The sequence below is a fragment of the Microbacterium sp. MF43 genome (genome assembly GCF_012847295.1).
In the GTDB taxonomy this organism is placed as follows: Bacteria; Actinomycetota; Actinomycetes; order Actinomycetales; family Microbacteriaceae; genus Microbacterium.
Genome location: NZ_JABBDY010000001.1, coordinates 374,252 through 399,818 on the forward strand (window position 1 = coordinate 374,252; position 25,567 = coordinate 399,818).

Below are 25,567 nucleotides of genomic sequence, written 5' to 3' on the forward strand. Positions count from 1 at the left end.
GGCTCTCCGGCGCGCTTCAATGAAGAGCAGCGAGCAAGTGTTCATTGCGCTTGGCGATGAGGTGACGTAGGTACGGAACGAGGAGCATGCGCTCGACAACGGAGCCCAACACTGGCGAAGCGACGGTAATGATGTCTGTCATGCGGCATCCATCGCCCAGCGGCTCGAACCGATGTTCGTGCACGAAGCTCTTGAAGGGTCCGCGCACTTGCTGATCGACGAACAGCGAGGGCCTGTCCAGCGCTGTGATCTTCGAGGTCATCGTGAACCACACGCCGAAGTGGCGTGCACGCCAGGTAACCGTCTCGCCCAAGCCGATGATGCCGGAGGTGCGGCCCGCAATCGCGTGCTCACCGGACTGCTTCATCGACGACACGTGCATGTCGATGTCGAGAGAGATCTCGAACAGCTCCTGTGCTCCCACGTCAGCGTCAGTCACCATGACGAAGGTTGTCGGCATCCCTCCATTCTGCGCGAAGACCCCCGGCCCTTGCGGGCCGTGAGGGCGGAGTCCACCCGGAGTGGACGCGACGGCGGGAGTCGAACCCGCAACGCAACCGGGTATGAACCGGAGCCCGGGACCGCCCGGATCGCCGCGATGACGCCACGCTAGAGCAGAGAGCGCCCCAAGTGGGCAAGCGTGACCCGGGGTTTCGCTGTGAGTCTCGGCGTGACGCCGAAAGGCGGCACCGTCAGGTCCACTGATCGTTCGCGGAGGCCATGTAGCGGTCAGGCTCCGGGCCGCGCTGGAAGCGTCTGCCGGTGATCGAAGTCGGTGAGATGCGCACCCAGCGGTACTTGAGCGTCGGGATCCAGGGGGTGAGCGGCAGCGCATCGGCCTCGTCGATCTCGCGCTGCAACTCGAGGCGCGTGGCGACTCCCTTCAGAACCACACTCGCCGCGCCGACGTCGTCGAGCTCGTCGACCTCGAATGCGACGCGAGGATTCGCCGACAGCTCGGCGAGCTTCGAGCCCGGTGCTGTGCGGAACAGCACTCGAGGTCCATCCGTCACGTAATTGATCGGGAAGATGTCGGGTTCTCCTCGAACGGCCACAGCCAGACGCCCGACCTCGCCGCGCGCGAGCAGGTTCCAGCACTCATCCTCGGAAAGCGTCCACACGAGCGCTTCGCTTGTCTCACTCATCCCGCATCCCTTCGTCGAACCCTTCGGCTGAGGCTCTCGGCCTACCGCCGCGCACGTCCTGCAAGACCTGGATGAGGTGAGTGTCGCGTCGGGGCGATCAGGTCGATCGGGACGTAGGTCCTGCCGATCCGCGGGCGCCGAGGCATCCGTCCCCCGCCTCGACATCGCAGGACCTTCGACCCCCTTCGCGTCCGCGGCCGAATCCGACACTGATGCTGCATCGGACTCGCCGGCAACCGACCAGGAGGTCACCATGGCCACGAATCTCAGTCCGCAGACCGCGCCCCCGCAGGCGCCATTTGGTTCGACCGCCCCGCCCGAGCGGTCCTTCATCGCGACATGGATGTTCTCGTGGCTGCTGGGCTTCCTCGGCGTCGACCGCTTCTACCTCGGCAAGGTGGGCACGGGCATCCTGAAGCTGCTGACCTTCGGGGGACTGGGAGTCTGGTGGCTCATCGACCTGATCCTCACCCTCGCCGGGGTGCAGCGCGACAAGGAAGGCCGGCTGCTGCCGGACTTCGAGCAGCACAAGATGATCGCGTGGATCATCACGGCGGCCGGGTTCGGGCTTGCGATCCTGACGTCGGCGCTCACCCAGATCTTCGTGTACGTGCCGGAGCAGATCGGTCCGATGATGCCTTGGTGGCTGGGCCAGTGAGCAGCGTCATCCCCCTCGCCGCTCTCACCATGGCCGACCTTCCACAGGTCGGAGGCAAGAACGCCTCACTCGGCGAGATGATCGGCCGCCTGACGGACAGAGGGGTGAGGGTTCCGGGAGGATTCGCCACCACGGCTCGGGCATATCGGTCCTTTCTCGCCGCCGGAGGACTTGCGGATCGGATTGAACAGAGACTGGCCAGTCTCGATGTCTCCGACGTCAAGAAGTTGGCCGAGGTGGGCGCCGAGATCCGCGCCATGATCACCGCGCAGCCGTTCCCGGCTGATCTCGAGCAGGACATCCGGGCGGCGTTCGCCGATGTCCTCGAGGAGAACTCCGGCAGCGCGGACGTGACGTGGGCCGTCCGATCTTCGGCCACGGCCGAGGACCTCCCCGACGCATCCTTCGCCGGCCAGCAGGAGACGTTCCTGCACATCTCCGGAATCGAGAACGTCCTCGGGGCGGTCAAGATGGTGTTCGCGTCGCTCTACAACGATCGGGCGATCGCGTATCGCGTGCATCAGGGCTTCGACCACTCCGATGTCGCCCTGTCCGCCTCGGTGCAGCGCATGGTGCGGTCCGACATCGGCGCATCCGGCGTCATGTTCACGCTCGACACCGAGTCGGGATTCCGCGACACCGTGCTGATCACCAGTGCGTACGGTCTGGGAGAGGCGGTCGTCCAAGGCGCGGTCAACCCGGACGAATTCCTCGTCTACAAGACCGGCCTTCGCGCCGGCCGGCCGGCGATCCTGAGGAGACGACGGGGGCAGAAGGCCACGGCGCTGCGGTTCGCCGGTGAGAGCACTGTCGACCGCAGCACCGTGTTCGAAGACGTCCCGGATGCCGAGCGGTCGCGGTTCAGCATCACCGACGATGAAGTGGCCGAACTCGCCAGGCACGCCCTCGTGATCGAGGAGCATTACGGGCGGCCGATGGACATCGAGTGGGCCCGGGACGGCCTGGACGGACGCCTCTACATTCTGCAGGCCCGTCCCGAGACCGTCGTCTCGAGAGAGGACGGGGTCAGCATCGACCGGTTCGTCCTGCACGAGCACGGGGAGCTGCTCGCTGCGGGCCGCGCGATCGGCCGCCGCATCGGCGTCGGCCGCGTGCGCGTCATGTCGTCCGCCGCTCACCTGGATCGCGTCGCGGCCGGAGACGTGATCGTCGCCGACATGACCGACCCCGACTGGGAGCCGGTGATGAAGCGGGCGGCGGCGATCGTCACCAACCGAGGCGGACGCACGTGCCACGCCGCGATCGTTGCGCGAGAGCTCGGCATCCCCGCCGTCGTCGGCACCGGCACGGCGACGGCCGACCTCGTGGACGGCACCCTCGTCACGGTCAGCTGCGCGGACGGCGCCGACGGGCACGTGTTCGCAGGGCGAGCCGAGTTCTCCGAAGAGCGCACGCGGATCGATCGGATGCCTCGCATCCCGGTCGATCTGATGATGAACGTCGGCACACCCGATCAGGCCTTCGCGTTCGCCTCGCTTCCGAACGCCGGGGTGGGACTCGCCCGGCTCGAGTTCATCATCAGCGAGCTGATCGGCATCCACCCGCAGGCGCTCCTCGACCTCCCGACCCTGGAGGGACCGCTGAGGGACACGATCGAGCAGCGCACGACGGCCTACGGCGGGCCGCGGGAGTACTTCGTCCGGCGACTGGCGGAGGGCGTGTCGACGATCGCCGCGGCGTTCGCGCCGAAGCCCGTCATCGTGCGGACGAGCGACTTCAAGACCAACGAGTACGCCCACCTGCTCGGCGGGGATCGTTACGAACCGCTCGAGGAGAACCCGATGCTCGGCTGGCGGGGCGCATCGCGCTACGTCACGGATCGCTTCGCCGACTGCTTCGCGATGGAGTGCGAGGCGCTGCGGTATGTCCGAGACGACATGGGGCTGACGAATCTCAAGGTCATGATCCCGTTCGTCCGCACGCTCGAGGAGGCCGCGGCGGTGGAGCGGGTGCTCGCCGCCAACGGACTGCGTCGGGGCGACAACGGGCTCGAGGTGCTCATGATGTGCGAGATCCCCGCCAATGCGGTGCTCGCGGACCGCTTCCTCGATCACTTCGACGGCTTCTCCATCGGCTCGAACGATATGACCCAGCTCGTCCTCGGCGTCGATCGCGACTCGGAGCTGGTCGCGGCGGCCTTCGATGAGCGCGACCCCGCGGTCCTGAGCATCCTGCAGGCGGCCATCGAGGCGTGCAATCGTCGCGGCAAGTACATCGGCATCTGCGGTCAGGGACCCTCCGATCACCCGGACTTCGCCGAGTGGCTGGTAGACCAGGGGATCGGATCGATCTCACTCAACCCCGACAGTGTCATCCAGACCTGGATGCGGTTGGGGGAGCGCACCGCGCAGGGCGTGTCCGAGCACGACGACGATCGCGTGCCTGCCGCGTGACGGTGCCCGTCCGGCCGCGCGTCCGCGGACGGCTCAGGAGCGGTTCAGGAGCCAGCGCAGGTGCTCGACCACGAAGGCGTGATCGTCGGCCTGGGGCAGACCTGAAACCCCGACCGTCCCGACCGCCCCGACGCCGGCGATCGTGATCGGGAAGACGCCGCCGTGAGCGGCGTAGCGGGTCGGGTCGAGGCGCGCGTGGGTATCGAAGTCCTTGCCTGCGGCGCGGAAGGAGAGGCCGACACCGAAGGAGGAACGGCCGTAGCGGCGGGCGACGCGGGTCTTGCGCTCCAGCCAGCCGTCATTGTCGGCGCTCGATCCGGGGAGAGCCGCGTGGAACACGCGCGCTTCGCCGAGGGTGATGCCGATGACGATCGGCAGCCTCGCCTCCAACGCCGCCTCGCGCATGCGCGAGCCGAGGGTCCAGGCATCCGCGAGCTCGAACCGTGACAGGACGAGTTCGGCTTCCTCCGCTTCGACACGGGCGAGAGTCGTGCGGGCGTCTTCGGTCATGCCGAAAGGCTAGCGCCGGGCGCGGCGGCACGCGCGTTTCGTCTCGCTCTGTCTGCTCGCTCGCTCGCTCAACCACCGGGTGGGGCTCGCTCAACGACCGGGGGCGCCCGGCGACCCGGTCACTTCTCTCGCGGCGCCGGCGGCGGAGCGTCGAGCGCCCGCAGCATCCGTTCAAGGGTTTCCCTCAGCTCCTCACGGGCGGGCGAAGCGAGGTCCGTCGTGTACTCGACCCCGGCCGGGATCCACGTCAGCCCGTACATCGTCTCGCGGAAGTCCGCGCCGCCCACCGGCCACCGCGTGTGGGACTCGTCCTCGGCGGTGGCTCCCTGCCCCCACTGCCCGAAGTAGTCGCGCATCTGATCGATGGGAAGCTCCATCACGGCATCCGCCTCCACCGCCTGCCGCACCCATGAACGTGCGACGACGATGAACTCCTCGACCTGCTCCGGCGTCAGCGGACGCGGCTCGAACAGCACGCGGGTGTGCTCGACGCCGGCGAGGCGGTCGACGCGGAAGGTGCGCCAGTCCTCCTTCTCGACATCCCAGCACAGCAGGTACCAGTGGCGGTCGGCGGGCGCGAGGGCATGCGGCTCCACGCGGCGCCGGGTGACCTCGCCGGACGCCGCGGTGTACGTGAACCGCACCCGCTCATGGTCGCGGCAGGCCAGCGCGAGCTCGCCCAGCACGTCGCTCGACACCGCCGCACCGGCGCTGAGCCCCGCAGGCTGCACCGCCTCGGCGAGCGCCTTCACGCGCCGGCGCAACGGCGCGGGCAGAACCTGCTCGAGCTTCGCCAGCGCGGTGATGGTGGTCTCGGGGCCGGAGACGAGGCGCTGGGATGCCGCGACGCGCAGTCCGATCGCCATCGCCACCGCTTCCTCGTCCGTGAGGAGAAGAGGGGGCACCGCGCTGCCCGCCTCGAGCCGGTAGCCGCCCGCGGATCCCGGCGTGGACTCGATTCGGTAGCCGAGGTCGCGCAGCCGCTCGACGTCTCGCCGTACGGTTCGCTCCGTCACACCGAGCCGCACGGCAAGTTCAGATCCGGGCCAGTGTCGATGCGTCTGCAGCAGGTTGAGCAGCGACAGAGCGCGGGTGGTGGTGTCCGACATGTCCTCAAGATTGCCACTGGTCGCGGACAATATTTGTCCGCATTCGTTCCTACCCTTTCGGCATGGCGAACGAACCGATCATCGAAGCGCAGGGGCTCACCAAGCACTTCACCGTCAAGAAGAAGACCGTCGAGGCGGTCACCGACCTCACCTTCCAGGTCGCGCGAGGCGAGCTCGTCGCGTTCCTCGGACCCAATGGCGCCGGCAAGTCGACGAGCCTGCGCATGCTCACCACCCTCATCCCGCCGACCTCGGGCACGGCCCGTGTCGTCGGCTTCGACATCCTGAAGCAGCCCGCCGACGTGCGCGCCCGCATCGGCTACGTCGGCCAGCTCACGAGCGGCAGCTTCTCCCAGCGCGCCCGCGACGAGCTGCTCAGCCAGGGCGCGTTCTACGGCATGTCGAAGGCGGCATCGCGCGCCCGCGCCGACGAGCTCATCGAGTCGCTGGACCTCGCCGGGTTCGCGACCCGGTCCGTCCAGCAGCTCTCGGGCGGACAGAAGCGCCGCCTCGACGTCGCGCTCGGACTCATGCACGCCCCGCCGCTGATCTTCCTCGACGAGCCGTCGACGGGTCTGGACCCGCAGAGCCGCGCGAACCTGTGGCAGCACATCCTCGACCTGCGGGAGAAGTACGGCACGACGGTGTTCCTCACGACGCACTACCTCGAAGAGGCGGACCGTTACGCCGAGCGCGTCATGGTCATGGACAAGGGGCGGGTCATCGCCGACGACACCGCCCCGGCGCTCAAGGCGAATCTCGCCGGCGACCTGCTCACGTTCGGCTTCGCCGGGGAGACGGATGCCGCAGCCGCCGTCGCGGTCATTCAGCGGCTCACCGATCGAGAGGTGCGGGTCGAGGGGGCCACGGTGACGTTGACCGCCCCTGAAGGAGACGCGCTCCTTCCGTCGGCCGTGCGCGCACTGGACTCCGCCGACATCCAGGTCGCGCGGGCGACCGGCGTGCCGCCCACCCTGGACGACGTCTTCCTCGCGCTGACCGGACGCACGCTCCGCGAGGCCGGGGAGGGTGAGCCGTCCGATGAAGAGACAGATGAGACGACGGATGCCGCTGCCGAGGCATCCGTGATGGAAGGAGCCCAGCGATGACCGCGACCGAGATCCGGCCCGACACGGCCGTGCGCGCCAACCCGGCGCGCGACACCTGGAACGTGCTGACGCGCGAGCTCAAGCCGGTCGTGCGTGATCCGTTCACGCTGATCTTCAGCCTCGTGCAGCCGCTCGTCTTCCTGGGACTGTTCGCTCCGCTGCTGATCGGATCATCGGGTGCCCCGGTGGGGGAGACGCTGCAGTGGTTCGTTCCCGGCGTGCTGGTGATGATCGTCCTCTTCGGCACCGGCGCGACCGGATCGAACCTGCAGTACGAGATGATGACGGGCTCGCACGAGCGCACCCTGGTCGCGCCGCTCGCGCGCTCCTCCCTGCTCGTCGGACGCGCGCTCAAGGAGATCGCGCCGATCGTCGTGCAGGCGCTCCTCATCGTGCTGATCGCGTGGCCGTTCGGGTTCTCGATCAACGTGGCAGGGCTCGTCATCGGTCTCGCGCTGCTCGCCGTGTTCGGCGTCGGGCTGGGTTCGCTGTCGTACACCCTCGCGCTCAAGACGAAGGACCGCGAGTGGCTGTTCTGGGGCGTGCAGCAGACGCTGATCTTCCCGCTGCTGATCCTCTCGGGCATGCTGCTGCCGCTCGACGACGCACCCGGCTGGATGCGCGCGGTCGCCACCGTGAACCCGATCAACTGGGTGGTTCAGGCAGAGCGCGCGCTCTTCGCCGGCGACCTCGGCGCGATCGAGGTGCTGTGGGGCTGGGTCGCGGCGCTCGTCCTCGCGGTGCTCGGCCTGTGGGCGGGGATCCGCGCGATGCGCAAGAGCAGCTGATCCTCGCGGGGTGAGGCGTTTCGTCTCGCTCGCTGCGCTCGCGCGCTCAACGACCGGAAGGGCGCGTCCCCCGGTCGTCGAGCGAGCGGAGCGAGACGAAACGCCCACTCCTCCCCGTGGTCCACAGCGCGCGCGGCCCGGCGAAAACCACTGGTCGGGCCGCGGTACCTTTGTCGGATGACGACGGCGACACGGCGAGGCATCCTCGCTGTCGTCACTTTCCTCGTGCTTCTCGCGATGGGCCTCGGCGTCGGTGTGGTGGTGGGGGATGCGCTCGGCATCCGCACCGAGCCGGCCGAGCAGATGCAGCCTGCCGAACCGACCCGGCCCGACCTCGGGCCGGCCGTGCCCGCCCCGCGCCTCACGACCATCGACGCTCCCGACGGCCCCCGATACGACGCGGCCATCGACAGCCTGATCGAGGCGGCGGAGGAGGCATCCGTCCGCGAAGGCGAAGTGTCCGTCACCGTGGTCGCCGGAGCGGGCGACGAGTCCGACGACACCTACCGGCTCACCGGCACCGCGACCGCCCTGCGGATCGAAGCCGCCAGCGAGACCGGCGCCGTCCGTGGCCTCTACGATCTCGCCTCCCAGGTGCGCACGGCGCAGCCCATCGCCGCAAACCTCGGTCAAGAGATCACGTCGCGCCTGCCGTTCCGCATGGTCGACATGGGCGCCGTCGGCGTCGAGCCCGATCCCGCGGCGTGGGAGAAGGGCGACGACTACTCTCACGCGTCAGAGGCGTTCGCCAAGGTGCTCCTGCCCAAAGCCCCCTATGTCGACGAGGAGGCGCTCGCCGAGGCGTTCGCCGACTTCGACGCGTTCATCCGGCACTCGCTCGAGAACGGGTACAACGCCGTCGCGTTCCCGGGCTTCATCGAGTTCGTCGCATTCGACGAGGTCGCCGACGGCGTCGTCTACACGCCGGGCGACGAGCACCGCGCGCAGGCGCTCGCGCTGCGAGACGCGTTCGGCCCGTTCTGGCAGCACGCCGACGATCTCGGCATGGACGTGTTCCTGCGCACCGACATGCTGACGCTCACGACGCCGCTCGAGGAATACCTCGTCGACACCTTCGGCTCGCTCGACACCGAGAACCCCGAGCTGTGGGACGTCTACGCCGCCGGGCTCGACGAGCTCTACGCCGCCGAGCCGGCGCTCGACGGCATCCTCATCCGCATCGGCGAGGCCGGCGAGGTGTACGACGTCGAGGGCTGGGACTACTACTCCCAGCTCGCGGTCCGCACGCCCGAAGCCGTGCGGACCATGCTCACGACGCTGAGCGCGCAGGCCGAGGCATCCGATCGCGAAGTGATCTTCCGCACGTGGAGCGTCGGTGTCGGCGCCGTCGGCGACATGCATACGAACCCGGAGTCGTACGAAGAGGTGCTCGGCGGCATCGACTCGCCGGCGCTGATCGTTTCGACGAAGTACACGCTCGGAGACTTCTACAGCTGGCTGCCGCTCAACGACACGCTAGAGCAGGGCGAGCAGCGGCGGATCGTCGAGTTCCAGAGCCGGCGTGAATTCGAGAACTTCGGCGCCTTCCCCAACGACCTCGGTCGCGAGTACCAGTACGCGCTGCAGACGCTGCTCGCCGCGAACCCGAACGTCGAGGGCGTGTGGGTGTGGACGCAGGACGGCGGGCCCTGGCGCGCCGGCCCCATGACCCTGTACCTCAAGGCGGGGTTCTGGCAGCTGTACGAGCTCGACACCGTCGTCGCCTCGGCGCTGGCGCGCGATCCGTCCGCCGACGTGGCCGACGTCACCGCCGGCTGGGCGCGGCAGTGGTTCTCGGATGATCCGGCGACCGTTTCGGCGATCGTCGAGGCGATGTCGCTCTCGCGCGACGCGATCGAGCAGGGCATGTACATCGAGGCCTTCGCCGACCAGCGCGTGTTCGCCATCGGCCTCGAGCCGCCGCCCATGATGTGGATCTTCGAGTGGGACATCCTCACGGGTGACTCCGCCGTGCTCGACGTGCTCTACGCCATCTCGCGCGACGCGACCGGCGGCGACATCGAGTCGGTCATCGACGGCGGTCGCGAAGCGGTCGAGACGGCCGAGGCCATGCGCGATGCGGTGGCGGGGACGGATGCCGCGACCTGGCGCGACCCGGCCTTGCACGACGCGTTCGTCGAGACGCTCGAGTACGAGCTCGACGTGCTGCGGCTGCTCACGGCGTATCGCGCGATGATCCTGCACCAGGGGGAGTGGCACGACACCCTCTCGCCCGCCGCCTACGCCGCGTGGGACGCCGACCGAGTCGCCTACGAAGCGCTCGCCGCCGACCATCTCGAGGTGTACGAGGGGAACATCGACTTCCCGGCGTTCAACCTCACCGCGGCCCAGCTCGGCGTCGAGCGTGCCGAGCGCGACCTCCCGATGGCGTGGGTCGCACGGGTGCTGCTCGCACTGGCCGCGGCGTGGGTCGTGATCGGCATGCTCGCCGCCCGCACCCGCCTCGTGCGTCGACCGGGTGCGGCGGCCGCACGCGCGTCGTGGATCGCATCGACCCGTCCGTGGCGGGCGCGAGAGTCGACGCTCGGCATGCTCGAGCTCGATCGTTGGCTGCTGCTCATCGTTCCGGGCGCGCTGCTCGTGGCGACGCGCGCCGTGCAGACGTCGTTCCTCTCGTGGACGCATCTCGCCGTGGTCTTCGCCGCGTGGGCGGTGTTCGCGCTGGTGGTGCGGCTGTTCGTGTGGCGGCGCTCACCGTGGCCGGTCATCGCGGCCGTCGGCGGGGTCGTGGTGTTCCGTTGCATCGTGACGCTCGTGGCGCTGTCGTTCTCAGGTCCCGGCGGGTACTGGTTCGCCTTCTGGACCGAGCCGATCCTGCGCAGCGCCTACATCGCGGTCGCCTTCGCCCTGTTCGTCTGGGTGTTCGTCGCGGCGGGCTGGGCGCTCGCGATGCAGGTCGGAGCGCGCCGCGCGACCGGATACGTGCTCGCGGCGATCGGCGCCGCGCTCGCCCTGCCGTCGGCGGTGATCGGCTTCGTCGGACTGGAGCGCGCCCTCAGCCTGTGGAACGACGAGATGGGCCTGCTCCCATGGGGGCTCGCGCGCATCCTCGGCATCACGACCTACCTCGAGATCCCGCCCGAGACGCCGTGGATCGCCGCCCTCGTCGGCGCCGTGCTCTGCGGAACCGGTGTGCTGCTCGCGCTGCCGTGGCGACGGCGACGGGATGGCGAGGCATCCGTTCCCGCGGGCGCGCGGGGCTGAGGCATCTCGTTCCCGCGGGCGGGCTGGGCTGAGGCATCCGTTCCCGGCCCTTGTCAGGCCTCAAGCAACTTCGCAGAATCGCGCCGGAATCGCAGGATCGAGCGCAGAATCTGCGAGATTCGCGCGATTCTGCGAACTTCGTGGTGTAGCGGGCGGGGGTAGAGGGACGCGGGGTAGCGGGACGCGGGGCACAGGGCGGCTCGGCAGGGCGCGCCCGACGGTGGGTGAGGGCGGCTCGGCAGGGCCCCCGGGGATCGAGCGCGGGCGCGCGCTCAGTGGCGGACGAGCGCGTGGGCGTCGTCGGTGCGGACGATCTCCTTGCCGAGCGGCATGAGCGACACCGGCACGAGCTTGAAGCTCGCGATGCCGAGCGGGATGCCGATGATCGTCAGGCACATCGCCACACCCGTGAGGATGTGCCCGATCGCGAGCCACCAGCCGGCGAGGATCACCCACACGACGTTGCCGAGGAACGAGCCGACGCCTGACGTGCGCTTCTCGACGATCGTGCGACCGAACGGCCACAGCGCGAAGAGGCCGATGCGGAACGAGGCGATGCCCCACGGGATCGTGAGGATCAGGATGCACAGCACCACTCCCGCCGCGAGGTAGCCGAGGAACATCCAGAAACCCGACAGCACGAGCCAGATGATGTTGAGGATGGTGCGCATGCAACGATCATGCCAAGCGGATGCCGCGAACCCGCTGTGCGCGCACCGAGGATCCGCCCGCGGCGCGACCCGAGCGCGCGTCGACGGCCGGCAGTAGAGTGAGCGCCACTGGGGAACCTCGCACAGGGGAGTGTGACATGGCTGCTCGCGTCCTCGTGCTCGGCGCCGGCTTCGGCGGGCTCGAGCTGACCGCCACGCTCGCCGAGGAGCTCGGCGATGCCGCCGACATCACGCTGATCGATCGCACCGAGGAGTTCGTGTTCGGCTTCTCGAAGCTCGACGTGATGTTCGGCCGCGTCCGCGCGGATCACGTGCGACATCGCTACAGCGGCCTTGCCGCCCCCGGAGTGACGTTCGTGCACGCCGGTGTCACGGCGATCGATGCCGACGCCAAGCGGGTCGAGACGACCGCCGGAACCTTCGACGCCGACTACCTCGTCATCGCGCTCGGGGCCGACTACGACCTCTCGCGCACGCGCGGTCTGGCCGAATACGGACACGAGTTCTACAGCGAGGCCGGCGCATTCGCGACCCGGGACGTGCTCGAGGCATTCACCGGCGGAGACGTCGTCGTCGGCATCACGGCAGGGCCGTTCAAGTGTCCGCCGGCGCCCAGCGAGACGGTGCTGCTCCTCGAAGAGATGCTGCGGCAACGAGGCATCCGCGATTCGTCGACGATCACGCTCGTGATGCCGTTCCCGCGTCCGATCCCGCCGTCGCCCGACGCGTCGGCGGCGATCCTCGCGGCGTTCGAGGAGCGCGGGATCGCGTGGCACCCCGACACCGGCGTGAGATCGCTCGACGGCGACAGACGGGTGGCGAACCTCGGCGACGGCGCGCAGCTGCCCTTCGACCTCTACCTGGGTGTGCCCGTCCATCGGGTGCCCGACGTGATCGAGGCATCCGGCCTCACCGTCGACGGCTGGGTGCCGGTCGACCCCCTCACGCTCGAGACCCCGTGGCCCGATGTGTTCGCGATCGGTGACTGCGCGGCCGTCGGGACGCCGCGCGCCGGCGTGTTCGCGGAGCGTCAGGGGGTCACGGCCGCTCGCCGCATCGCCGCCCGGGTTCGTGATGCCTCCGCCGTCGATCGCTACGACGGCAGGGGCACCTGCTACATCGAGTTCGGCGGGGACGCGGTCGGAATCGTCGACGTCGACTTCTTCGCCGGACGCCCCAGCGCCACCCTGCACGGACCGTCGCGCGCCCTCGCCGCCGACAAGAACGCGTTCGGAGCGGCGCGGGTGAAGCGCTGGTTCGGGCGCGACTGGGACCCGGTCGGCCGATCCGGGCGCGCCCGGACAGGTCCCCCTTAGGCTCGGCACATGAGCAGATCGGATGCCTCGGCACGGCCCGTGATCGAGGCGATCCTGCACCGCGCGGCTGACGAGGTCGGGTCGACGCTCGCGGGCGCGCTCGCCGACGAGCCCGACGGCGTGCATCAGCACCGGGTGCGCGTGCGGCGGCTGCGCAGCGTGCTGGGCGGGTTCCGTGATGCTCTCGACACTCACGCCGCGGAGCGGCTGCGAGTCGCCTTCGGCGAGTGGGGGCGCGAGCTCGGAGTCGTCCGCGACATCGAGGTGCGTGCGACGGTCGCCGCCGAGACGCTCGAGCGCGCCGGCATCGACGACCCGCGCGTGTTGCGGCGGCTCGTCGAGTCCGAGCGCGAGGCCTACGGTGCGGCCCACGCTCGGCTGGTCGAGCTCGCGGGCTCGCCGCGCGCGGTCGAGCGCATGCGGATGCTGAGCGGGGTCGCCGCGAGCGGGGTCGCCGGGGATCCGGATGCCTCGGCCGGCGAGCTGGTGGCAGCCGTGCTCCGCACCCAGGTGCGCCGCGTATCCCGGGTCGAGGCGTCGCTCGACGACACCGACGAGCGCTACCACGATCTCCGCAAGGCGGCCCGGCGCGCGCGGTATGTCGCCGAGGCCGTGGCGGACGCGGCCCCGGGCCTCTTCTCGACGCAGGTCGAGGCGATCGCCGACGCCGGCGACGAGCTGCATGACGCGCTCGGCGCGCACCGCGACGCCATGCTCCTCGCGCACCGCGCGCGGCACGAAGGCGTGCGGGCCGGCCGCGCGGGCGAGCCGTCCGACGCGTATGAAGCGGTCGCGTCGCTCGCCCGGCAGGACGCCGCGCAGCATCTCACCGAGGTGCCGACTGCGTTGAAGCGACTGCGAGCCGCGGCATCCGATCTCCCCTGACCTCTCCCCGGAAGCGGGTGTCGGCCCGCGCGCCTAGACTTGTCGGGCCATGACCGACGCCTCCATCCCTCTCATCGTCGGCGCGGATCGCGGCCCCCAGCAGGCCGGCGCGCGCCCCGACGACGACCTCCTCGCGGGGCTCAACGCGCCGCAGCGCGAGGCCGTGACGTACCGCGGCCCGGCGCTGCTGATCGTCGCCGGCGCGGGCTCGGGCAAGACGAGCGTGCTGACCCGCCGCATCGCGAGTCTGCTGCGCAACAAAGAGGCGTGGCCGAGCCAGATCCTCGCCATCACGTTCACCAACAAGGCCGCCGGCGAGATGCGCGAGCGCGTCGAGAGCCTCAACGGCGACTCGGCCCGAGGCATGTGGATCTCGACGTTCCACTCGGCGTGCGTGCGCATCCTGCGCCGCGAGGCCGAGCAGTTCGGCTTCACGAAGTCCTTCACCATCTACGACTCCGGTGACTCGCGTGCGCTGATCAAACGACTGGTCAAGGAGCACGAGGCCGACGCCTTCGGGCTCACGCCTGCGGCCGCGCAGAGCAAGATCTCCAAGCTGAAGAACGAGTTGGCGGATGCCGAGTCCTACGCCCGGTCTGCGAATATGTCCGACCCGGCGGAACGCGTCTTCGTCGAGCTGTTCGCGGCGTATCAGCGCGAGCTCCAGCGCGCGAACGCGTTCGACTTCGACGACCTCATCGCACAGACGGTGTTCCTCTTCCGTGCCTTCCCGCAGGTCGCGGACGTGTACCGGCGCCGGTTCCGGCACATCCTCGTCGACGAGTACCAGGACACCAACCACGCTCAGTACGCCCTCATCCACGAGCTCACGCGCCCGATCGGGAGTGGAGCCGAGCCGTATTCCGCGGGCGGCATGATGATCTTCGAGCCCGACCCGGCCGACGATCCCGACAAGGCGGGCGCCTCGCTGACGGTGGTCGGCGACTCCGATCAGTCGATCTACGCCTTCCGCGGCGCCGACATCCGCAACATCAGCGAGTTCGAGCGCGACTACCCCGGCGCGAAGGTCGTGCTGCTCGAGCAGAACTACCGGTCGACGCAGAACATCCTGTCGGCCGCGAACGCCGTCATCAGCAACAACTTCGACCGCAAAGACAAGAAGCTGTGGACCGACGTCGGCGCCGGCGAGCAGATCGTCGGCTTCACGGGCTACTCGCAGCACGATGAGGCGCAGTTCGTCGCCGACGAGATCGAGGCACTGCGCCGGGTCGACGTCGACTACTCCCAGATGGCGGTGTTCTACCGCACCAACTCGCAGTCGCGTGCGCTCGAAGAGATCTTCATCCGCTCGGCCGTGCCCTACAAGATCATGGGCGGCACGAAGTTCTACGAGCGCGCCGAGATCAAAGACGCTCTCGCCTACCTCATCGCGGTCGCCAACCCCGCCGACGAGATGGCGATGCGACGCATCATCAACCGGCCGCGACGCGGCATCGGCGACGTCACGATCGAGGCGATCTCCCGTTACGCCCAGGAGGAGGGCATCACGTTCCGCGATGCCCTCGCCAACTCGTCCGCGCTCGGTGTGGGACCGAAGATCCAGGCGGCGATCGCGCATCTCGATGCGGTGCTCGCCGAGGCATCCGATCTCATGCTCCCGTCCTCGGGCGAGCTCGCCCCGCCGACCGCCGTCGCCGAGGGCATCCAGCTGCTGCTGAACAAGAGCGGCTACTACGACGCGCTCCGCGCGAGCAAGGACGCGCAGGACGAGGCCCGCATCGAGAACCTCGACGAGCTCGTCGCCGTCGCCCGCGAGTTCGCGCGCAACAATCCCGAGGGCACGCTGCTCGACTTCCTCACCGAGGTGTCGCTCGTCTCCGACGCGGATGACCTTGAGGATGCCTCGGGCTCGGTGTCGCTCATGACGCTTCACACCGCGAAGGGCCTGGAGTATGACGCGGTCTTCGTCACCGGCGTCGAGGAAGACCTGATCCCCCACCGGATCTCGGCGAACGAACCGGGCGGCCCGCAGGAGGAGCGCAGGCTCTTCTACGTGGGCATCACCCGCGCCCGCAAGCGGCTGTACCTCTCGCTCGCGATGACCCGTGCCCAGTTCGGCGAGGTGACGGTCGCGATGCCGAGCCGCTTCCTGCAGGAGATTCCGAACGAGCTGCTCACCTGGCGGCAGTCGCCGGGAGACGTCAACTCGCGGGGCGGCACGCAGTCGCGCGCGCTGAATGCGCGACGGGGGGCGGGGTTCGGCGGCTCCGGCAAGCGGTATGGCGACGACCTCGTGCCGCTGGCGCGCCGTGAGCCGAACGGGAACCTGGAGCGATTCGCGAACAAGATCCCCGCGAAGGTGCGCGACAACGGCGACATGGAACTCGCGCCCGGCGACCGCATCCGTCACGACGACTTCGGCGAGGGGCGCGTCGACGCCGTCACGGGCGAGGGTGCCAAGCGCGTCGCCCACGTTCGATTCGACAAGGCCGGGCCGAAGAAGCTGCTGATCAAGATCGCCCCGATCGAGAAGCTGTAGCGCGGCGCCGGGTGTGTCCCCAGGCGGCTGAGCCGCGCGAGGCCCGGGGTTAGGCTCGGACCATGGCACTCTTCTCGCGCCGGCCCAAGGACGCCTCCGACTCGCAGCCGGAGGAGGCCGCCGCCGATCTCGGGCAAGATGCCGCGCAGGCCGACGCCGCGACGGCCCCCGTCGACCACACCGCTGACGCCGCCGGGCTGAACGCCGACGCCGACGCGACGCCGCCCGATCCCGGCGCGGCGGCTGCGGCATCCGTCTCCATCTCGGTCTCGTCCTACGGCGGACTCGGCGCGGCCCCGCCCGCGTCGCGGGCGGCCACCCCGAAGCTGCAGCCGCGCAAGTCCGGTCGCGCGGCCACCAAGGTCGCGCCGCAGGAGACCGAGACGGTCGCCGGGCTGCGAGACAACGTCCTCGTGCGCGAGGCTCTCGCACGCGTCGCCGACGGCACGGCCCCGCAGGCGCTGCTCGACGTCGCGCGCCAGATGCTGCAGGGGCACCTGTTCCTCCGCGTGAAGGGCGACGCGCGAGCCCTCTTGGCCGAGGGGCGTGAGCTGCCGCTCGCCGTGATCAAGGCCGACGGCCGCCAGTTCGCGCTCGCGTACTCGAGTGGAGCGGCGCTCCAGGCCAGCGTGCGTGCCGATGGCGATCTCGACACGTCCGCGATGGGACAGCCGGTGCTCGCGGTGATCCGGCATGTGCTCGCCGGACCCTACGACGGTCTCATCATCGACCAGGCCTCGGCGCCGGCGCGCGCCGTGCTGCCGCGCCCCCTGCTCGAGAAGGTCATCGAGAAGGTCGACGAGCAGTTGACGGTCAAGACCCTGCTGGCAGGGGAGCGGACGGATGCCACGACCGCCGCGATCGCCGAGGCGCTGACCCGCGTGCCGCTGTGGGTCGCGGTCGGCAAGGTCGAGGACGGGCGTCCGGGGCTCGCCGAGGGGCGCACCGAGGACGGCTCACGCTACCTCGAGGTGTACTCGCACCCGCTCGAGGTCGCGGTCATGGGGCGCGGTGATCAGGCCGCACCCGTCACGGCGGCCCAGCTGGCGGGCGCGCTCGGAAGCGACGACGGCCTGACCGGGGTCCTGCTCGATCCGGCCGGGCCGTGGATGCGCCTGACGCGCGACGACCTCGCGCCGGTGTTCGCCGCTCGTTGAGTTGAGGTCTTGACGAGGCATCCGCTCCGCCGTACCCTTTATCAACCGATTCATTGATAAAGAAGCGAGTTGATAATGGATGCCGACGTTGCCCTCGATCGGGCCTTCTCGGCGCTCGCCGACCCCGTGCGGCGTGCCATCGTCGCCCGGCTGAGTCGCGGTTCTGCCACGCTCGGCGAACTCGCCGAACCGTTCGACATCTCGCTGCAGGCGGTCTCGAAGCACATCTCGGTGCTCGAAGACGCCGGCCTCGTATGGCGCACCCGTGAGGCGCAGCGCAAGCCCGTGCACCTCGACGCCGCCGCGCTCGAGCGGCTGACCGCCTGGATCGACCGCCACCGGATCGACGCCGAACGCGCGTACCGGCGCCTCGACGCCGTCCTGGCGGCCACTGCGGCGACCACGGAAACCCCTCGCAAGAACACCGCTGGACCCCGTACGAAGGAGAAGGAATCGTGAGCAATCCGCTCATCATCGACGCCGTGCCGGGCACGTCGTACGCCGACATCACCCGCGAGTTCGACGCACCCGTCGAGGCGCTGTTCCGCGCGCACGCCGATCCCGCGCTCTTCGCGCAATGGATCGGACCGGGCGACGAGCGCACCCGGATCACCGACTGGGACTTCCGCTCGGGCGGCAGCTACCGGTTCGTTCAACGCGACAACGACGGCGAGTACGCTTTCCGAGGCTCGTTCCACACGGTGCGCGAGAACGAGCTGATCATCCAGACCTTCGAGTTCGAGGGGTGGCCCGACGAGGTGAGCATGGACCGCATCGCGTTCGAGTCGCTGCCCGGCGGCCGGTCTCGGATCGTCGATCACAGCGTCTTCCCGACCATCGAGGTGCTCGAGAAGATGATCGCCGAGGGCATGGAGCGCGGCATGCGCGAGGGCTACGAGAAGCTCGATCGGATGCTCGCCTCGGGGCTGTGACATGGGAAAGGTCGTGTGCTCGGCGTCGATGTCGCTCGACGGCTTCGTCGCCCATCCGATCAACGACCCCGGGCGCCTCTTCGACTGGTACGAGGCCGGCGACGTCGAGGTCGTGACCGCGAGCGAGCCGGCCTCGTTCCACCTGACGCCCGCGAGCGCCGCGTACTGGCGGGGGTGGGTGGAGCAGATCGGATGCCTCGTGGTCGGCCGCCTGCTCTTCGACATCACCGACGGCTGGAGCGGCGTCCATCCGCTCGGCGTGCCCTTCGTCGTCCTGACGCACGAGGCGCCGGCCGACTGGGCCCACGCGCACACCGGCAACGCGCACTTCGTGACCGACGGCATCGAGGCCGCGATCGCGAAGGCGCAGGAGATCGCGGGCGACCGCACCGTCGCGCTCGCGGCCGGAACGATCGCCGGTCAGGCGCTCGCCGCGGGGCTGGTCGACGAGGTGGCCGTCGATCTCGTGCCGGTGGTGCTGGGCGAGGGGCACCGCTATTTCGTGGACGTCGACCCCGCAGCGGTACGGCTGGGAGACCCCACCACGATCATCCCGAGCACCCGAGTCACGCACCTGGTGTTCCCCGTCGAGCGGTGAGGTGTGCTCGAAGGGGAGGGGAGGAGGGGTGCGGGATGTCGCGGGCCGCCCGTAGGGTCGAGGCATGGCGTCCGAGCGCATCACCCTGACCGTTGCCGGCCCCGATGGCGACCGCGAGGTCGGGCTCTCGAGCCCCAACCGCGTGCTGTGGCCCGAGCTCGGCATCACCAAGCGCGAGCTCGCGGAGTACGTGATCACCGTCGCCCAGCCGTTCCTCACGTCCAACGGCGACCGGCCGGTCTCGCTCGAGCGTTTTCCCGAGGGCGTCGACGGCGAGCGGTTCTATTCGAAGAACCCGCCGAAGGGCGCGCCGCCTTTCGTCGAGGCGCAGACGGTGACCTACAACAGCGGGCGGAGGCATCCGCAGCTCATCCTCACCGAGATCGCGACCGCCGTCTGGGCTGTCCAGATGAACACGATCGTGTTCCACCCGTGGGCTTCGCTCGCATCCGACACCGACAACCCCGTCGAGCTGCGGATCGATCTCGACCCGCAGCCCGGAACGGGTTTCGCGGATGCCGCCGCTGTCGCCCCGGCGCTTCGCGAGGTGCTCGCCGAGGCGGGGCTCACGGCATTCCTCAAGGCGAGCGGCAACCGGGGCATCCACGTCTTCTGCCCGATCCAGCCGGAGTGGGAGTTCCTCGACGTGCGGCACGCGGTCATCGCCGCCGGGCGCGAACTCGAACGCCGGCACCCCGACAAGGTGACGATGAGCTGGTGGAAGGAAGAACGCGGAGAGCGCATCTTCATCGACTTCAACCAGGCCAACCGCGACCGCACGATGGCGGGCGCGTACTCGCCCCGCGCTCTGCCCGGGGCGACGGTGTCGACGCCGCTGACGTGGGAGGAGCTGGCGGATGCCGATCCCGCCGCGTTCACGATTCGCACCGTGCCGCAGCGGCTCGCCGAGGTGGGAGATCCCTGGGCCGCGATGCAGGCGAAGCCCGGGCGCATCGACACCCTCTTGGAGTGGTGGCAGCGCGACCTCGACTCCGGGCTCGGCGAGTTGCCTTTTCCGCCCGACTTCCCCAAGATGCCGGGCGAGCCGCCGCGGGTTCAGCCCAGCCGCATGAACCCCGAGAACTGGACGTGATTCTGCGCGTCGGCCCGGGTGATGGCGCAGCCGGACAGGGTTTTCCACAGGCGGCATTCAGCGTCGGCGGTCTCTGCCAGGATTAGCCCCGGCGCGGGCGGCAAGGGGCCGGAATCTCCGCGCGATCTTCGTGGGGAGACTCGATGCCTACTGCCCTCCAACGATCCGGCGTTCGCCTGATCGGCTGGCTGATCGCCGCCGTGATGGTGATCGCCGGAGCCGTGCTCGCGCCCGGCACCGCCTACGCCGATGACGGCGTCGGATCGATCGCCGGAACAGTGACCGACGACACCGGCGCCACCGCCGAGGGCGTCGAGGTCGTGGTGCACCGCTACAACGTGGACTGGGACTACTGGGAGTGGCAGTCATCGACCGTCACCGGCGCCGATGGCGCGTACGCCCTGGCCGAACTGCCGGCGGGGGAGTACAAGGTGCAGTTCGTGCCCGGTGCAGCTGCGGGGCTGGTCGCGGAGTGGTGGGACGGGGCGGCGAACGAATGGTCGGCTACTCCGCTGACCGTGGAGAGCGGCGCCGCGTTGGTCGACATCAACCCCGCGCTGGCACGCGGCGGCTCGGTCTCGGGCGTGGTGACGGATGCCTCGGGTGCGCCCATCGAGAACGTATCGGTCCGTTCCTATGACGCGGACTCCTTCGAGATGGTGGGGTGGGCGTCCACGGACGCGACGGGCGCGTACGCGCTCACCGGTCTGCCTGCGGGCGAGTATTCGGTGCATTTCGAGGCGTGGAGCACCAACCACATCACCGAATGGTGGGACGACGCACCCCGTTCTGACGAAGCGACGCGGGTAGCGGTGACAGCAGGCGAGGACACCACCGGAATCAGTGCCGAGTTGGCGATCGGCAACTCCGTGTCCGGGGTCGTCTCCGACGAGGACGGGTTGCCCGTCTCGGGAGTCGTCGTCGAGGTCGTCTCCGAGACCGGTGAGCACCTCGGCCAGGGTTGGACCGACGACGCGGGCGCGTATACGGCGCCGAGCATTCCGGACGGCGCGTATCGAGTTCATTTCAATGCTCAGTACGCGTCTGCCAATCTCGTGAGCGAGTGGTGGGACGACGTGGCGCTCGAGGCCGACGCCAGGGTTCTGGAGCTCGCGGGCGGTGCGGAGCTCGAGAGCATCGACGCCCAGTTGGCGCCGGCGGGAGCCATCTCCGGCACCGTTTCGGACCCGTCGGGAGCGCCCGTCACGGATGCGGCTGTGACGCTTTATGCCGCCGACCCGGCAGTCGAGGGCGGCAGCTGGGTGGCGAGCGAATGGGTCGCTGCCGACGGCTCGTTCGCCTTCCACGGGGTGAGGGCCGGGTCCTACAAGCTCGAGGTCACCTCGGGGTCTCCCGACGTGCTCGGCGAATGGTGGCGGGACGCTTCGTCCGAAAGCGCAGCCGAGGCGGTGACGGTCGAAGCCGGGTCGACGGCCTCCGGCATCGACGTGGAGCTCGACGCGGCCGGGATCGTCACCGGAGTGGTCTCCGACGCCGACGGGGCGCCGGTGGAGGGCGTCACCGTCGAGGTTCACTCGGAGGTGAGCGGGACGATCTCGGCGGCGACCGACGGAGCAGGCATTTACCGCATCGGGGGACTCCGGACCGGCAGTGCCAAGATCCGGTTCTTGACTGAGACCGCGTCCAGTGACGTCGCTGGCGAGTGGTGGAACGACGCCCTGTCTGCCGACGACGCAACGCCCATCGAGATCACCCAGGGCGAGATCGTGTCCGGAATCGACGCTCAGCTCCGCCCGGGTGGAAGGATCACGGGCACGGTCCTCGGCAGCGACGGTGCGCCCCTGAGCAGCGGAATGGTCCTCGCGTACCGCGGCGACGAGCAGACGCCCGCATCGCAGACCTGGATCAACGAAGACGGCAGCTTCGCGGTGCGCGGGCTCGCACCGGGGACCTACCGCGTACTTGTGACGATCTACGCGGAGAACCTTCAGATCTGGGAGTGGTGGGACAACGCCCAGACACGTGAGTCCGCCGATGCGGTGCAGATCGCGGAGGGTCAGGCCGTCGACGGCCTCCACATGACGTTGTCAGAGGACGACGGTTCCGTGGTCGAGAGTTATGACGCCTCACTATCCGGACGCGTCGTCGACGAGCACGGCCAGCAGATTCCGGGCGCTTACGTGGGAATCGAGCGCGCGAACGCGGAGTCGGGCTTCGAGGCTGTCATGGGTGACGACGGAACCTGGTCGGCCGAGTGGATGGCGGCCGGCGACTACCGTGTGTTCGCCACAGCCACGATCGACGGTCAGAAGATCACGCAGTGGTGGGACGGGGCATCCGACAAGGAGAGCTCCGACATCATCACCCTGGCCCGAAGCGAACAGCGCGCCGGGATCGACTTCGTCCTGCGCCGGCCCGCGCCGCCGGAGATGGAGTCGTCGACTCCGCAGATCGCCGGACCGCCGCGGGTGGGGTCGGTGCTGTCGGTCGACACCGGCGCGTGGACCGAAGGCGCCACCTTCGCGTACCAGTGGTTCGTGGGCGGAGAGCCGATCGATGGTGCGACGTCGCCGACGTATGTTCCGACCGCGGATCAGGTCAGGCAGCGGATCACCGTGGCGGTGACGGGCTCGCTCGACGGCTACACGAGCGTCACGCAGCTCTCGGAGCCGAGCGCGCCGATCCTGCGCGAAAAGCACAAGCCGGCCTCCGGCAAGCCCACCGCGGGCACACCGAGTCGCGGCCCCGCCTCGGAGCAGACCGGGCGCGCCGCGCTCTGACCCGACGCCTGGGCGGCGTGTTCAGTCGAGCACGTCGCCCAGGTCGTATTCCGAGACCGTCTCGAGCTGGTCGTAGGTGCACGAGGCCGGGTCGCGGTCGGGGCGCCAGCGCTCGAACTGCACGGTGTGGCGGAAGCGCCAGCCTTCGAGCTGGTCGTAGCGCACCTCGAGCACGCGCTCGGGACGCAGGTGCACGAAGGACGAGTCGCGGTCCGGCGCCGAGAAGCGAGACTTCTCGCCCTCGCTCTTGACCGCGGCCCCGGTGTCGTCTCGCTCCACGAGCGGCGCGAGCTCGTCGATCAGCTCCAGGCGGCGGGCGTTGCTCCATGCGGCGACGCCGCCCACCGGCACCAGTTGACCTTCGTCGGTGTAGAGGCCGACCAGGAGTGAGCCGACCCCGGCGCCGGACTTGTGGATGCGGTAGCCCATCGCGACCACGTCGGCCGTGCGAGCGTGCTTCACTTTGAACATCGTGCGCTTATTGGGCGCGTACGGCTGGGCGAGCGGCTTGGCGATCACCCCGTCGAGGCCGGCCCCCTCGAACTCGGCGAGCCACCGTTCGGCGACAGCCGGGTCATCCGTCGTCCTGGTCACATGCACCGGGTGGGGCACCTTGCCGAGCAGGTCGACCAGCTCGGCGCGGCGCACCTCGAACGGCTCGGCCTGCAGGTCGCGATCGCCGCGAGCGAGCAGGTCGAACGCGATGAGCATGGCCGGTGTCGTTTCGGAGAGCATCGTGACCCGGGATGCCGCGGGGTGGATGCGCTGCGTCAGCGATTCCCAATCGAGCCGCTGCTTGCCGGGCTCGCCCTTCGGCACCACGATCTCACCGTCGATCAGGCACGGCTCCGGCAGGATGCGCGAGAACGCCTCCACCAGCTCGGGGAAGTACCGCGTCAGCGGCTTCGCGCCCCGGCTGCCGATCTCGACGTTCTCGCCGTCCCATGACACGAGAGCCCGGAAGCCGTCCCACTTCGGCTCGAAACTGAGCCCGCCGGGCGTCTTCGCCGGATCCGGCACGGTCGGAACGGACTTGGCCAGCATCGGCGCAGGGATCTCGTACGGCATGGACCCATCCTGCCCGTCCCTCCCGACGCTGTCCCGTCCCCGGCGGCGCTTGGGTCGATTCCTCTACCCCTGGGGCCTCTGCACCTCTGCACCTCTGCACCTCTGCACCTCTGCACCTCTGCACCTCTGCACCTCTGGGACCTCTGCACCTCTTCACCTCTGCACCTGTGCACGTCTGCACTTGCCATGTCCCGAAGTTGATCGCTCGGCTAGCCGTGAGGCGGCGAACTTCGGGACATGGGCCGAAAAGTTCGGGACATGCTGACGTTGCGAGGCTGGGCGGCGTGTTGCCTGACTCTGGCCCACCCCGCCCGGTCACGCCGGGAAGGACTGCGGCGCCCACCCCGCCCGGTCACGCCGGGAAGGACTGCGGCGCCCGCAGGGCGGATTCAGGACTCGATCGGATGCTTCGGCCGGGCCCACCGCGCGGGGAGGCCGGGTCCATCCCAGACCTGCACCACACCCCACACGGCGGCGGCGATGGGAACGGCGAGGACCGCTCCGACGATGCCGCCGAGGACGGTGCCGACCGTCAGGGCGACGAGGATGACGAACGCGTGCAGCTTCATCGAGCGGCCCATGAGCACCGGCTGCAGGAAGTTCCCCTCGAGCTGATTGACGAGCACGACGACTCCGACGACCAGGAGTGCGTTGAGCGGGCCGTTCGCGACGAGCGCGACCAGTGCCGCCAGGATGCCCGCCAGCGTCGCACCGACGATCGGGATGAAGGCGAGGAGGAAGACCAGGACCGACAGCGGTATGGCCAGCGGCACCTGCAGGACGAGCAGGCCGATCAGGATGCCGATGGCGTCGACGAGGGCCACGGTCGCCGTGCCGCGCACGTACGACCCGAGCACTCCGACGGTCTTGTCGCCGATCCGCCGGCCGCGCACGTAGCCCTCGCCGTGGAAAGGCCGCAGGAGGAACTCCCACATCTGCGGGCCGTCCTTGAGGAAGAAGAAGAGGATCGTCACCATCAGCACGAAGCCGGTCACGAAGTCGAACACCTGGCCGACGCCCTGCAGCGCGCCTGAGCCGAACTGCGCGCTCGTGATGAAGTCGGTCGCGGCTGCGACCCACTCTTCGATCTGCTGGGGCGACAGGAAGTCGAACGGGAGGTTGTTCGCCCATGCGAGGAGCTCCTGGAAGCCGTCCTCGGCCTGCGCGGACAATTCCCCCCACTGGTCGCTCACGGCCCACACGATGAGCCAGCTGAGCAGACCGAGCACGATCACGATCGCGAGCAGGGTGATCACGGTCGCCAGCACCGACGGCACCCCGCGCTTGCGCATGAAGTGCATCACGGGATGGAACGCGCACGCGAGGATCAGCGCGATCACGACGGGGATCGTCACGAGCGTCAGCGACTGGATCGTGAAGACGATCCCGGCGGCGACCACCACGACGAGGATGATCTGCAGCGCACGGGTCGCGAGCCTCCCGAAGCCATCGGCCCACAGGCTCCACGGCGCCCGCGTCGCCTTCGGCTCGATCTGGTTCGATTCGAGGCGGATCGTCTGCGGCTCGCTGCGGAACAGGCCCATGGTGCGAGGCTAGCCGCGCCCGCCCGCGAACCGGGGATGCCTTGCCGCGAGGCCCGTGGCCCTGCTACGGCGCGAGCGCGGTGCGCGAGTACGCCTCGCCCGCG

At 69.5% G+C, this 25,567-nt stretch carries 21 protein-coding genes and 1 tRNA gene; 14 read left to right on the forward strand and 8 right to left on the reverse strand.

Annotated elements, in window-relative coordinates; translation table 11 throughout:
- Positions 1-16: 16 nt before the first annotated feature.
- The 3 genes from HF323_RS01635 to HF323_RS01645 form a co-directional block, all read right to left on the reverse strand.
- Complete coding sequence (locus tag HF323_RS01635; protein ID WP_169580821.1) at positions 17-460, reverse strand: SRPBCC family protein; 444 nt, start codon at positions 458-460, stop codon at positions 17-19.
- A gap of 62 nt (positions 461-522) precedes the next feature.
- Positions 523-598, reverse strand: a tRNA-Met gene (locus HF323_RS01640).
- Positions 599-692: 94 nt separating this feature from the next.
- A complete protein-coding gene (locus HF323_RS01645; protein WP_169580822.1) occupies positions 693-1,145 on the reverse strand; it encodes a pyridoxamine 5'-phosphate oxidase family protein in 453 nt (150 codons plus the stop codon).
- A gap of 253 nt (positions 1,146-1,398) precedes the next feature.
- Between HF323_RS01645 and HF323_RS01650 the strand changes: the two genes are divergently transcribed.
- Positions 1,399-1,803, forward strand: a complete 405-nt coding sequence (locus HF323_RS01650) for a TM2 domain-containing protein (protein WP_169580823.1) — start codon at positions 1,399-1,401, stop codon at positions 1,801-1,803.
- Entirely contained in the window at positions 1,788-4,217 is a 2,430-nt protein-coding gene (gene ppsA / locus HF323_RS01655; RefSeq protein WP_317450962.1) for a phosphoenolpyruvate synthase, read from the forward strand. Before HF323_RS01650 ends, ppsA begins: the two co-directional genes overlap by 16 nt.
- Positions 4,218-4,250: 33 nt before the next feature.
- Here the strand turns inward: ppsA and HF323_RS01660 are convergent, their stop codons facing one another.
- Both HF323_RS01660 and HF323_RS01665 read right to left on the reverse strand, forming a co-directional pair.
- A complete protein-coding gene (locus tag HF323_RS01660) occupies positions 4,251-4,727 on the reverse strand; it encodes a heme-degrading domain-containing protein (RefSeq protein ID WP_169580824.1) in 477 nt (158 codons plus the stop codon).
- 119 nt (positions 4,728-4,846) lie between these two features.
- The gene (locus HF323_RS01665) at positions 4,847-5,836 is read right to left on the reverse strand and encodes a YafY family protein (protein ID WP_169580825.1); all 990 of its coding nucleotides are present in this window, start codon (positions 5,834-5,836) and stop codon (positions 4,847-4,849) included.
- A gap of 62 nt (positions 5,837-5,898) precedes the next feature.
- Between HF323_RS01665 and HF323_RS01670 the strand changes: the two genes are divergently transcribed.
- The 3 genes from HF323_RS01670 to HF323_RS01680 all read left to right on the forward strand — a co-directional run bounded on the left by HF323_RS01670 (position 5,899) and on the right by HF323_RS01680 (position 10,958).
- Positions 5,899-6,945, forward strand: coding sequence for an ATP-binding cassette domain-containing protein (locus HF323_RS01670; protein WP_188241621.1), 1,047 nt, complete (start codon positions 5,899-5,901; stop codon positions 6,943-6,945).
- Entirely contained in the window at positions 6,942-7,733 is a 792-nt protein-coding gene (locus HF323_RS01675) for an ABC transporter permease (protein WP_169580826.1), read from the forward strand. Before HF323_RS01670 ends, HF323_RS01675 begins: the two co-directional genes overlap by 4 nt.
- 177 nt (positions 7,734-7,910) lie before the next feature.
- A complete protein-coding gene (locus tag HF323_RS01680) occupies positions 7,911-10,958 on the forward strand; it encodes a hypothetical protein (protein ID WP_169580827.1) in 3,048 nt (1,015 codons plus the stop codon).
- A gap of 272 nt (positions 10,959-11,230) precedes the next feature.
- Here HF323_RS01680 and HF323_RS01685 read toward each other — a convergent pair whose 3' ends face one another.
- Positions 11,231-11,629, reverse strand: coding sequence for a YccF domain-containing protein (locus HF323_RS01685; RefSeq protein WP_169580828.1), 399 nt, complete (start codon positions 11,627-11,629; stop codon positions 11,231-11,233).
- A gap of 137 nt (positions 11,630-11,766) precedes the next feature.
- On the opposite strand from HF323_RS01685, the gene HF323_RS01690 reads away from it, so the two are divergent.
- From HF323_RS01690 to HF323_RS01730, 9 genes are all read left to right on the forward strand, one after another.
- Entirely contained in the window at positions 11,767-12,945 is a 1,179-nt protein-coding gene (locus tag HF323_RS01690; RefSeq protein WP_169580829.1) for an FAD-dependent oxidoreductase, read from the forward strand.
- Positions 12,946-12,954: 9 nt separating this feature from the next.
- The gene (locus tag HF323_RS01695; protein WP_169580830.1) at positions 12,955-13,830 is read left to right on the forward strand and encodes a CHAD domain-containing protein; all 876 of its coding nucleotides are present in this window, start codon (positions 12,955-12,957) and stop codon (positions 13,828-13,830) included.
- 49 nt (positions 13,831-13,879) lie between these two features.
- Entirely contained in the window at positions 13,880-16,330 is a 2,451-nt protein-coding gene (locus tag HF323_RS01700; RefSeq protein WP_169580831.1) for a UvrD-helicase domain-containing protein, read from the forward strand.
- A 62-nt stretch (positions 16,331-16,392) separates the two neighbouring features.
- A complete protein-coding gene (locus tag HF323_RS01705) occupies positions 16,393-17,487 on the forward strand; it encodes an SseB family protein (RefSeq protein ID WP_169580832.1) in 1,095 nt (364 codons plus the stop codon).
- A 75-nt stretch (positions 17,488-17,562) separates the two neighbouring features.
- Positions 17,563-17,946: a metalloregulator ArsR/SmtB family transcription factor gene (locus HF323_RS01710; RefSeq protein ID WP_169580833.1), complete on the forward strand. Its 384-nt coding sequence runs from the start codon at positions 17,563-17,565 to the stop codon at positions 17,944-17,946.
- The gene (locus HF323_RS01715; RefSeq protein ID WP_169580834.1) at positions 17,943-18,419 is read left to right on the forward strand and encodes an SRPBCC family protein; all 477 of its coding nucleotides are present in this window, start codon (positions 17,943-17,945) and stop codon (positions 18,417-18,419) included. The genes HF323_RS01710 and HF323_RS01715 overlap by 4 nt, the downstream gene beginning before the upstream one ends.
- 1 nt (position 18,420) lies before the next feature.
- The gene (locus tag HF323_RS01720) at positions 18,421-19,017 is read left to right on the forward strand and encodes a dihydrofolate reductase family protein (protein ID WP_169580835.1); all 597 of its coding nucleotides are present in this window, start codon (positions 18,421-18,423) and stop codon (positions 19,015-19,017) included.
- 64 nt (positions 19,018-19,081) lie between these two features.
- On the forward strand, positions 19,082-20,110 hold the full coding sequence (gene ligD, locus HF323_RS01725) for a non-homologous end-joining DNA ligase (protein WP_169580836.1): 1,029 nt from the start codon (positions 19,082-19,084) through the stop codon (positions 20,108-20,110).
- A gap of 143 nt (positions 20,111-20,253) precedes the next feature.
- Entirely contained in the window at positions 20,254-22,851 is a 2,598-nt protein-coding gene (locus HF323_RS01730; protein ID WP_169580837.1) for a carboxypeptidase-like regulatory domain-containing protein, read from the forward strand.
- A gap of 21 nt (positions 22,852-22,872) precedes the next feature.
- Here the strand turns inward: HF323_RS01730 and HF323_RS01735 are convergent, their stop codons facing one another.
- Together HF323_RS01735 and HF323_RS01740 are read right to left on the reverse strand one after the other, a co-directional pair.
- A complete protein-coding gene (locus HF323_RS01735) occupies positions 22,873-23,919 on the reverse strand; it encodes an ATP-dependent DNA ligase (RefSeq protein ID WP_169580838.1) in 1,047 nt (348 codons plus the stop codon).
- Positions 23,920-24,308: 389 nt separating this feature from the next.
- Positions 24,309-25,463 carry an AI-2E family transporter gene (locus tag HF323_RS01740; protein WP_169580839.1) on the reverse strand — a complete coding sequence of 385 codons (1,155 nt, stop codon included), beginning with the start codon at positions 25,461-25,463 and terminating at the stop codon, positions 24,309-24,311.
- Positions 25,464-25,567 lie beyond the last annotated feature (104 nt).

Coding starts and splice junctions, on each gene's coding strand:
- HF323_RS01635 (WP_169580821.1), bottom strand. CDS start 460: ATGCCGACAACCTTCGTCATGGTGACTGACGCTGACGTGGGAGCACAG.
- HF323_RS01645 (WP_169580822.1), bottom strand. CDS start 1,145: ATGAGTGAGACAAGCGAAGCGCTCGTGTGGACGCTTTCCGAGGATGAG.
- HF323_RS01650 (WP_169580823.1), top strand. CDS start 1,399: ATGGCCACGAATCTCAGTCCGCAGACCGCGCCCCCGCAGGCGCCATTT.
- HF323_RS01660 (WP_169580824.1), bottom strand. CDS start 4,727: ATGACCGAAGACGCCCGCACGACTCTCGCCCGTGTCGAAGCGGAGGAA.
- HF323_RS01665 (WP_169580825.1), bottom strand. CDS start 5,836: ATGTCGGACACCACCACCCGCGCTCTGTCGCTGCTCAACCTGCTGCAG.
- HF323_RS01670 (WP_188241621.1), top strand. CDS start 5,899: ATGGCGAACGAACCGATCATCGAAGCGCAGGGGCTCACCAAGCACTTC.
- HF323_RS01675 (WP_169580826.1), top strand. CDS start 6,942: ATGACCGCGACCGAGATCCGGCCCGACACGGCCGTGCGCGCCAACCCG.
- HF323_RS01680 (WP_169580827.1), top strand. CDS start 7,911: ATGACGACGGCGACACGGCGAGGCATCCTCGCTGTCGTCACTTTCCTC.
- HF323_RS01685 (WP_169580828.1), bottom strand. CDS start 11,629: ATGCGCACCATCCTCAACATCATCTGGCTCGTGCTGTCGGGTTTCTGG.
- HF323_RS01690 (WP_169580829.1), top strand. CDS start 11,767: ATGGCTGCTCGCGTCCTCGTGCTCGGCGCCGGCTTCGGCGGGCTCGAG.
- HF323_RS01695 (WP_169580830.1), top strand. CDS start 12,955: ATGAGCAGATCGGATGCCTCGGCACGGCCCGTGATCGAGGCGATCCTG.
- HF323_RS01700 (WP_169580831.1), top strand. CDS start 13,880: ATGACCGACGCCTCCATCCCTCTCATCGTCGGCGCGGATCGCGGCCCC.
- HF323_RS01705 (WP_169580832.1), top strand. CDS start 16,393: ATGGCACTCTTCTCGCGCCGGCCCAAGGACGCCTCCGACTCGCAGCCG.
- HF323_RS01710 (WP_169580833.1), top strand. CDS start 17,563: ATGGATGCCGACGTTGCCCTCGATCGGGCCTTCTCGGCGCTCGCCGAC.
- HF323_RS01720 (WP_169580835.1), top strand. CDS start 18,421: ATGGGAAAGGTCGTGTGCTCGGCGTCGATGTCGCTCGACGGCTTCGTC.
- ligD (WP_169580836.1), top strand. CDS start 19,082: ATGGCGTCCGAGCGCATCACCCTGACCGTTGCCGGCCCCGATGGCGAC.
- HF323_RS01730 (WP_169580837.1), top strand. CDS start 20,254: ATGCCTACTGCCCTCCAACGATCCGGCGTTCGCCTGATCGGCTGGCTG.
- HF323_RS01735 (WP_169580838.1), bottom strand. CDS start 23,919: ATGCCGTACGAGATCCCTGCGCCGATGCTGGCCAAGTCCGTTCCGACC.
- HF323_RS01740 (WP_169580839.1), bottom strand. CDS start 25,463: ATGGGCCTGTTCCGCAGCGAGCCGCAGACGATCCGCCTCGAATCGAAC.